The sequence below is a fragment of the Pseudomonas sp. XP1 genome, from assembly GCF_053557675.1.
The window spans coordinates 48450-56428 of the sequence record NZ_JBNRIJ010000006.1; the positions used below are offsets into that span (position 1 = coordinate 48450).

The following is a 7979-nucleotide window of genomic DNA, read 5'->3' on the forward strand; positions in this document are numbered from 1 at the left end:
ACTTGCCGATCGCTGCCCGATGCACTTCATCCGGCCCGTCGGCCAGGCGCAAGGTACGCTGCATGGCGTACATGTAAGCCAGCGGGAAATCGCCACTCACCCCTGCCCCGCCATGAATCTGGATAGCCCGGTCGATCACCTTCAGTGCCACGTTCGGCGCCACTACCTTGATCTGTGCAATCTCGCTGCGGGCGACCTTGTTGCCGACCGTGTCCATCATGTATGCCGCTTTCAACGTCAGCAGCCGGGCCATGTCGATCTCCATGCGCGAGTCGGCAATCTTGTCGACGTTGCCGCCCAGACGCGCCAGTGGCCGGCCGAAGGCGGTACGCTCCACCGAGCGCTTGCACATCAGCTCCAGCGCGCGCTCGGCCATGCCGATCGAGCGCATGCAGTGGTGGATGCGGCCGGGGCCAAGGCGCCCCTGGGCAATCTCGAAGCCACGGCCCTCACCCAGGATCACGTTCTCATACGGCACCCGCACGTTCTCGAAGAGCACCTCGGCGTGGCCATGGGGAGCATCGTCATAGCCGAACACCGGCAGTGGGCGCACGATTTTCACACCAGGCGCATCGGTGGGCACCAGCACCATCGAGTGCTGCTGGTGGCGTGGCCCTTCAGGGTTGGACAGGCCCATGAAGATCATTACCTTGCAGCGCGGGTCGCAAGCGCCGGAGGTCCACCACTTGCGGCCGTTGATTACCCATTGGTCACCGTCACGCACTGCAGTGGCGGCCATGTTGGTGGCATCCGAGGACGCCACGTCCGGTTCGGTCATGGCGAATGCCGAACGGATCTCGCCACGCAGCAGCGGCTCCAGCCACTGGCGCTTCTGCGCTTCGCTGCCATAACGCACCAGCACTTCCATGTTGCCGGTGTCCGGCGCCGAGCAGTTGAACGGCTCCGGGCCGAGCAACGAACGGCCCATGATTTCCGCCAGCGGGGCATATTCCAGGTTGCTCAGGCCGGCACCGTATTCCGATTCGGGCAGAAACAGGTTCCACAGCCCTTCGGCGCGCGCCTTGGCCTTGAGTTCTTCCATGATCGCGGTGGGCTGCCAGCGGTCACCCTCGGCGACCTGGCGCTCGAACACCGCCTCGGCGGGGTAGACATAGGCGTCCATGAACGCGCTGACGCGCTCACGCAGTGCCTGGACCTTGGGCGAATAGGCGAAATCCATCGGGGCTACCTTCACGGTTCGGAGTACATGGGCCAGAGCCTAGAGCAGCATGGCCCCATCCACCTAGTCTATTTTCCGCGTGTATAAACATTCATAACCGATATATGATCGGCCAATAATTCCAACAAAGAGCGGCGCCCATGAACCTCAGCAAGGTCGACCTCAACCTGTTCATCGTGTTCGATGCGATCTATACCGAAGCCAACCTGACCCGCGCCGGGCAGATCGTCGGCATCACCCAGCCGGCAGTGTCCAACGCCCTTTCGCGGCTGCGCGAAACCTTCAACGACCCGCTGTTCGTGCGTACCGCGCAAGGCATGGTGCCCACGCCCATGGCGCAGAACATCATCGGCCCGGTGCGCAATGCCCTGGCACTGCTGCGCACCTCGGTGCAGGAAAGCCGCATCTTCAACCCGCAACAGGCCAACAAGACCTTCCGCATCAGCATGACCGACCTTACCGAAGCGGTGATCCTGCCACCGCTGTTCCAGCGCTTGCGCCGCCTGGCGCCGGCGGTGCTGATCGAAAGCTTTTTGTGCAAGCGCCGCGAGACCACCAAGGAACTTGCCGCCGGCCGCCTGGACTTCGCCATCGACGCACCGTTGAACACCGACCCGCAGGTACGCCACGTCAAACTGATGCAAGACCGCTATGTCTGCGCCCTGCGCCAGGGCCACCCGCTGGCCGACAGCAAGCTGACCCTCGACAACTACCTGGGCATGACCCACATCCATATTTCCAGCCGTCGCAACGGCCTGGGCTATGTCGACCTGGCCTTGGGCAAGATGGGCGTACAGCGCAAGGTTGCCTTGCGCTCGCAGCATTACCTGATGGCCTCGCAGGTATTGCAGCAGACCGACATGGCGATGACCGTCCCCGAGCGCTTCGCCCGTCGCCATCAGTTGCGTTACCAGCCACTGCCGGTGGAGGTGCCTGCGCTGGAAACGCACCTGTACTGGCATGAAAGCACCGATCAGGACCCAGCCAACCGCTGGATGCGCGAGCAGATCACCGAGTTGTGCGAACGTGTGGTGGCCGAGGAAGAAAGGGCCTTGGCACCCGCCTGAAGAGGCTGACGAGGGCCTTTTGCTGAGCCCTCGAAACGGGGAGAAAAAATTTCCAAGAAAACCTCAGGAGATAGAAATTTTTCTTGAGCATCTTGAGAATAGAGCCGCTGGAAGCGAAAAATATCTCTCAAGCAGCGGGTACCCTTGCTCCAACGATCGTCGATTTCACGGCGACAGACACGGACCCGCCCCAATGCCCAGCGCCCCGCTCTACTTCGATTACGCCGCCACCACTCCGGTCGACGACCGGGTCATCGAAACCATGCTTGCCTGCCTTGGCAGCCAGGCCAACTTCGGCAACCCGGCATCCAGTGGCCATGCCTTTGGCCAGGCCGCCCGCCACGCCGTGGAGCAGGCCCGCCAGCAAGTGGCCGAACGCCTCGGCGCACAGGCCGATGCACTGGTCTGGACATCAGGTGCGACCGAGTCCAACAACCTGGCGCTCAAGGGCATTGCCCAGGGCCTCGGCCAGCCCGGGCACCTGATCACCAGCCAACTGGAACACAAGGCCGTGCTCGACACGGTGGCCGAACTGGAGCGCCAGGGCTGGGCCGTTACCCGCCTGGCACCGGATGCCGCCGGCCTGATTCAGCCCGCGGCGGTGCAGGCAGCGTTGCGCGGCGACACACGCCTGGTGTCGCTGATGGCGGTCAACAATGAACTGGGTACGATCACCGACTTTGCCGCGATTGGCGAACAGGTACGTGCCCATGGTGCCCTGCTGCACGTGGATGCGGCGCAGGCGGTGGGCAAACTGGCCATCGACCTGAACGCGATGGCCGTGGACCTGATGTCGTTCTCGGCGCACAAGGTGTATGGGCCCAAGGGCATCGGTGCGCTCTACGTGGGGCCACGCGCCCGCATGCTGATGCGTGCGCAGATGCACGGCGGTGGCCATGAGCAGGGCCTGCGTTCCGGCACCCTGGCGACCCATCAGATTGCCGGCATGGGCAGCGCCTTTGCCTTGGCCGGCCAACCCGGCGACAGCGAAAACCTGCGCCTTGAGCAACTGGCAAGGCGTCTGCGCGAAGGCTTGCTGGCCCTGCCCGGCGTCACCCTCAACGGCTGCGCCAACCAGCGCATTCCCCATACCCTGAACCTGTGTATCGACAGCAAGGGCTTCAACAGCGCGGCGCTGGCCAGCGAGCTGGCGTTGTCGACCACCTCGGCCTGCAACTCTGCGAGCAATGCGGCCTCGCATGTGCTGCTCGCGCTGGGGCTGGATGAGCGCCAGGCACGCAACAGCGTGCGCCTGAGCATCGGGCGTTTCAGCAACGAGGCTGAAGTGGACAAGGCGCTCGAAGTGTTTGGCCGGGTGCTGACAGCGGCGTCAGCGGCACTTTGGTGAGCCTTCCCTAGAACAGCCGGCTGTCCGGGGTGAAGTCCTCGACCTCGAGCCTGGCACTGTTTGCCTGCGGATGGCGCGGGTTGAACAGGTAATTGGTGGTGCTGGGCATGATCGCGCTCGGCACCGGCAGCAGCAATGCCGAGCACTCGTCCAGAAAGCGGTTGCCCAGGCCCCGGGTCAGTTCGGTCTGGCTCGACCAGCCAGGCTGCAAGGCGGGCAACTGCGCTTGCGAAACGGTGTCGGGCAACTCGATACGCAGCAGCCGCATGGTGGTGGGGAAATCCTCAGGGTCGATCTCCAGGTGCACCAGCACCTCCAGCATCGCCCCGGCCGGGCTGGTGGCGGCATACACCACTGGCCGGCCGGCCTGGTGCCAACGGCCGCTGACACGCAAGCCGCCCGTTCCGCTCAAGTCTGCATAGGCGCTGATACGCCACAGAATCACAGGCCGAAGCCCTCGGCGATCTGCAGCAACATTTCTTCGACCTGGGTGGTGCCCTGCTGGGTGGTGAGCATCTGCATCGGTGTCAACCCCGAGAAGCGCTCTTTGGGCTTGGACAGCCAGCGCTTGGCCTTGCCCGCCTCACCGAACACGGCTTCGGCCATGGCGGTAATATGGGCCGAACGGAACAGCCGGTCGCTTTCTTCCACGGTCAGTGGCTGATCACGTTCGATGCGGGTTTTCAGCGTGCGCAGGGGAATGATCTGGTCACGCTCCACAGGGGTGAACACGCCGAGCTCGGTCAGTTTCACCAGCCAGGTGGCAGCGAAGCCATGGGTAATGCGGGTGTGGATTTCGAAGTCACTGGCGAGTTCGGGGATTTCCAGCAGTGCATGCAGGCGCGCCCGGTACTCGTGGTAACCGTTGTCGCGAAGCACTTCGGCAAGCATGGCTCTCTCCTTTCCGGCGTTTGCCGACAAGTATGCGGCATATGCCGAATGTTTGCCAGTTCATGAGGCCTGTGAAAGTCATGACGGCGATGCCATCTTGTGGGAACGGCCCTGCTTCGCGAACGGGGCCGCAGGGCGGCCCCGGCAACCTCACAGGAAGGTGAACACCTGCGAAGCCGGCAAGCGCGACTTGTTCAAGCCAGCGTTGAAGTCCGTCTCGCTGCGATAGCCCAGGCTGAGAATGACCACACTGGTGAACCCACGCTCGCGCAAGCCCAGCTCGGCATCGAGAACCTTGCTGTCGAAGCCTTCGATCGGCGTAGCATCCAGCCCATGTGCCGCAGCCCCCAGCAAGGCAGTACCCAACGCCAGGTAAGTCTGCTTTTCCATCCAGTGCTGCACGTCCTTCTGGTCAAAGCGATGCAGGTCGACGTAGTGCCGGCGGCTCTGGTTCTGGCCGGCACGCGCCTGCTCATCACGGAAGCGGCCATCGGCAGCTTCCTGGTCGAGCACGGCATTGAGGTGCGCTTCAGTCATTTCGGCGCGGGTGCAGAACACGATCACATGCGAGGCATCGAGGATCTTCGACGAATTGTAGGCATAGCGCTCTGCGGTGCTCTTGGCCAGGCGGGCCTTGCCCTCGGCGCTGTCGGCAACGATGAAATGCCAAGGTTGCGAGTTGACAGAAGACGGGCTGTGGCGCAGTTGCTCGAGCAGCGCATCGACAGTGGCCTGGGGAATACGGCGCGAGACATCGTAGGCTTTGGTGGTGTAACGGCGCTTGGCCAGCGAGACGGTATCCATGCAACAACTCCGGGATGAACAGGGGATTTGCCGAGCATATTATCTTTCCTGCAGAAAAGAAAAACCGGCATAATTCAGCAACACTTTCACCTCAGGAGTGAAAATGCTGCGCATCGCCGACCTCGAACTGTTCGTCCGCAGCAGCGTGCTGGGCAGCTTCACCGCCGCCGCCCACGAGGCCGAACTGCTGCCAGGGCAGGTTGCCGCCGCGATCAAGCGCCTGGAGCGCGACCTGGACGTGCGCCTGTTCGCCCGCACCACCCGCAGCCTGCGCCTGACCGCCGAAGGCGAGTTGTACCTGCCGACAGCCCTGAATGTGCTGGAGAGCCTGCGCCAGGGGCGTGAAGACCTGCATGGCAACGCCAACACCCTGCGCGGCAACCTGCAGGTTTCGGCACCGTCCGACCTTGGCCGCAACATGCTGTTGCCGTGGCTGAGCGCCTTCCGCCGCGAGCACCCGGCCCTGCACCTGCGCTTCCTCCTGTCCGACCAGATCGCCGACCTCAACCGCGACCCGGTAGATGTGGCGATCCGCTATGGCCTCAACCTGGACGCCAACTACATTGCCCTGCCGCTGGCCGACTGGAACCGCCGGGTGCTGGTGGCTGCGCCCGAGTACCTGGCCCGCCACGGCCGCCCGCTCACGCCCGACGCCCTGCAGCAGCATGCCTGCCTGCTGTACATGCAGTACAACCGGGTCTACGACAAGTGGCGGGTGGGCAACCGCACCGTGCAGGTGAGTGGGCCGCTGGTCAGCGACGATGCCGACGTGATCCGCCGCCTGGCCTTGCAGGGCGAAGGCATCGTCTACAAGTCGTGGCTGGACGTAAGCGCCAACATCGCGGCCGGCGAGCTGGAAATCATCCTCCCCGAACACCATGGTGAGCCCGCCCCGGTCACTCTGGTGTGCCCGCACCGCAAGCAACTCAGCCCAGCGGTGGCACAACTGCACCTGTGGCTGCGCGAACGCTTCGAGGCCTTGCGTAACCGGGCGCTGACCAACGGCTGCACAATCGTTCCAGACTGAGCCTGGCCATTGCGCTAAGGTAGCGATTTGCGCCACGGCACGCCCCATGAGCAACTGGATCGACCTCAAGCAAGACGCCGACACCGGCATCGAGTCGGTCCGCGCGCATTTCGTCGGGCATGCCTACGACCCGCACTGGCACGACAGCTTCCTGGTTGGCGTTACCGAGCAGGGTGTGCAGCAGTTCGATTGCCGGCGAGTACGCCATCGCAGCACGCCGGGACACGTATTCCTGCTGGAACCCGGTGAAATCCATGACGGCCATGCGCCCACCGAGGACGGCTTCACCTATTCGACCCTGTACCTGGAACCCACCTGGGTGGACAGCCAACTGCGGGCACTTTTCGAACACGCGCCGGGCGACAGCCTGCCCAGCTTCGCCGATACCTTGTGCCACGATGAGCACCTGGCGCGAGCCACTGCCCTCGCCTTCCAGGCCGTGCATACCCAGGACTTGCGCATTGTCCGGCAGACGGCCATGGACGACCTGCTGGCCTGCCTGACCCGCCACCTGCACTGGCGCCGGCGCCTGAACCCGGACCCGCGCCTGCCGCTGACCGCGCAGCGCGCGCGGGATTACCTGCACGCCAACCTGGAGCGCGACATCGGCCTGGAAGACCTGGCCCAGGCCTGTGGCATCGACCGCTTCCGCCTCACCCGCGCATTCAAGGCTGCATTCGGCCTGGCGCCGCATGCCTATCTGATCCAGCTGCGCCTGGCCCGGGCGCGGCGCCTGCTCGCCCAGGGCCAGACTCCCACCGAAGTGGCCATGGCCCTGGGCTTTGCCGACCAGAGCCACCTGGGGCGCTGGTTCCGCCGTGCCTACCAGCTGACCCCGGCCGACTACCGCAGGCGCTGCTCAAACCTTCCAGACTGAAAGGCGGCGGGCAGCGAGCATGGTGCTTCGTTTATCCGGAGCCCTTGATCATGTCGCAGTCGTTGTTGCCCTTCATCCTGTTTGCCCTGGTATCCAGCATCAGCCCGGGGCCGACCAACCTGTTGATTCTTGCCCATGGGGCCCGCTTTGGCCTGTGCGCGAGCCTGGCGCCGGTCGTTGCGGCCTGCGGTGCCGCAGCGGCGATCGTGCTGATGGTGGGCCTGGGGCTGGGTGAACTGCTGCTGCGCCACCCGCTGGCCCAGCAGTTGATGAGCTGGGCCGGGGTTTTGTGGTTGAGTTGGCTGGCGTGGAAGATGTTGCGCAGTGCCACCGCCCCGCTACAGGCAGCCACGGTGCAAGGCCTCAGTGCACTCAGCGCGGCCGCTCTGCAGGTGGTCAATCCGAAGGTTTGGTTGATGGCCGTGGCGGTGGTCGGGGTGTTTGCCGCGCCGTCGTTGCCAGTATGGCAACTGGCGCTGGTGTTCTTGCTGATCGCCCTGCCAAGCATGGCGGCTTGGGCGCTGCTGGGAGTGGGCAGCGCGCGCTGGTTGCAGGCCCCGCGGCGGTTGCGGGTGTTCAACCAGGTGTTGGCGGGGGTGTTGTTGATTTCTGCGTGGGCTGCCGTACTGGCTTGAGCCCGCTATTGCCAGTACCGGCCTCTTCGCGGGCACGCCCGCTCCCACAGGTACTGCATCGCCCCTGAAGTTTATGCAGTACCTGTGGGCGCAAGCCCATCGGCAGCCAGGTGTACAGGCCGGAGGCCAGTTTGCGGATCATGCCGGCAC

Annotated in this window: 9 protein-coding genes and 1 pseudogene; 5 read left to right on the top strand and 5 right to left on the bottom strand. The window is 64.3% G+C overall.

Features of this window, described 5'->3' with window-relative positions:
• The coding region (locus tag ACK1U9_RS07735) for an acyl-CoA dehydrogenase (protein WP_449109804.1) at positions 1 to 1180 on the bottom strand (1180 nt) is incomplete at its 3' end.
• Between the two features lie 140 nt (positions 1181 to 1320).
• Here ACK1U9_RS07735 and ACK1U9_RS07740 point away from each other — a divergent pair.
• Complete coding sequence (locus tag ACK1U9_RS07740) at positions 1321 to 2247, top strand: LysR family transcriptional regulator (protein ID WP_025339647.1); 927 nt, start codon at positions 1321 to 1323, stop codon at positions 2245 to 2247.
• 193 nt (positions 2248 to 2440) lie between these two features.
• Entirely contained in the window at positions 2441 to 3595 is a 1155-nt protein-coding gene (locus ACK1U9_RS07745; protein WP_449109805.1) for a cysteine desulfurase family protein, read from the top strand.
• A gap of 7 nt (positions 3596 to 3602) precedes the next feature.
• Here the strand turns inward: ACK1U9_RS07745 and ACK1U9_RS07750 are convergent, their stop codons facing one another.
• The 3 genes from ACK1U9_RS07750 to nfsB form a co-directional block, all read right to left on the bottom strand.
• Positions 3603 to 4040 (bottom strand): RES family NAD+ phosphorylase, encoded by a 438-nt coding sequence (locus ACK1U9_RS07750; RefSeq protein ID WP_015270851.1) that lies wholly within the window; start codon positions 4038 to 4040, stop codon positions 3603 to 3605.
• Entirely contained in the window at positions 4037 to 4486 is a 450-nt protein-coding gene (locus ACK1U9_RS07755; RefSeq protein ID WP_013973163.1) for an antitoxin Xre/MbcA/ParS toxin-binding domain-containing protein, read from the bottom strand. The genes ACK1U9_RS07750 and ACK1U9_RS07755 overlap by 4 nt, the downstream gene beginning before the upstream one ends.
• A 150-nt stretch (positions 4487 to 4636) precedes the next feature.
• Positions 4637 to 5290, bottom strand: a complete 654-nt coding sequence (gene nfsB / locus ACK1U9_RS07760; protein ID WP_449109806.1) for an oxygen-insensitive NAD(P)H nitroreductase — start codon at positions 5288 to 5290, stop codon at positions 4637 to 4639.
• A gap of 103 nt (positions 5291 to 5393) precedes the next feature.
• Between nfsB and ACK1U9_RS07765 the strand changes: the two genes are divergently transcribed.
• From ACK1U9_RS07765 to ACK1U9_RS07775, 3 genes are read left to right on the top strand one after another with little or no spacing between them, the layout of a single operon-like run.
• On the top strand, positions 5394 to 6317 hold the full coding sequence (locus tag ACK1U9_RS07765) for a LysR family transcriptional regulator (protein ID WP_085599284.1): 924 nt from the start codon (positions 5394 to 5396) through the stop codon (positions 6315 to 6317).
• A 46-nt stretch (positions 6318 to 6363) separates the two neighbouring features.
• On the top strand, positions 6364 to 7194 hold the full coding sequence (locus tag ACK1U9_RS07770; protein ID WP_046614992.1) for an AraC family transcriptional regulator: 831 nt from the start codon (positions 6364 to 6366) through the stop codon (positions 7192 to 7194).
• A gap of 50 nt (positions 7195 to 7244) precedes the next feature.
• The gene (locus ACK1U9_RS07775) at positions 7245 to 7829 is read left to right on the top strand and encodes a LysE family translocator (RefSeq protein WP_085599286.1); all 585 of its coding nucleotides are present in this window, start codon (positions 7245 to 7247) and stop codon (positions 7827 to 7829) included.
• 64 nt (positions 7830 to 7893) lie between these two features.
• Here the strand turns inward: ACK1U9_RS07775 and ACK1U9_RS07780 are convergent.
• Positions 7894 to 7979: pseudogene (locus tag ACK1U9_RS07780) on the bottom strand (hypothetical protein); the annotation flags it as partial.

Coding starts and splice junctions, on each gene's coding strand:
- ACK1U9_RS07740 (WP_025339647.1), top strand. CDS start 1,321: ATGAACCTCAGCAAGGTCGACCTCAACCTGTTCATCGTGTTCGATGCG.
- ACK1U9_RS07745 (WP_449109805.1), top strand. CDS start 2,441: ATGCCCAGCGCCCCGCTCTACTTCGATTACGCCGCCACCACTCCGGTC.
- ACK1U9_RS07755 (WP_013973163.1), bottom strand. CDS start 4,486: ATGCTTGCCGAAGTGCTTCGCGACAACGGTTACCACGAGTACCGGGCG.
- nfsB (WP_449109806.1), bottom strand. CDS start 5,290: ATGGATACCGTCTCGCTGGCCAAGCGCCGTTACACCACCAAAGCCTAC.
- ACK1U9_RS07765 (WP_085599284.1), top strand. CDS start 5,394: ATGCTGCGCATCGCCGACCTCGAACTGTTCGTCCGCAGCAGCGTGCTG.
- ACK1U9_RS07770 (WP_046614992.1), top strand. CDS start 6,364: ATGAGCAACTGGATCGACCTCAAGCAAGACGCCGACACCGGCATCGAG.
- ACK1U9_RS07775 (WP_085599286.1), top strand. CDS start 7,245: ATGTCGCAGTCGTTGTTGCCCTTCATCCTGTTTGCCCTGGTATCCAGC.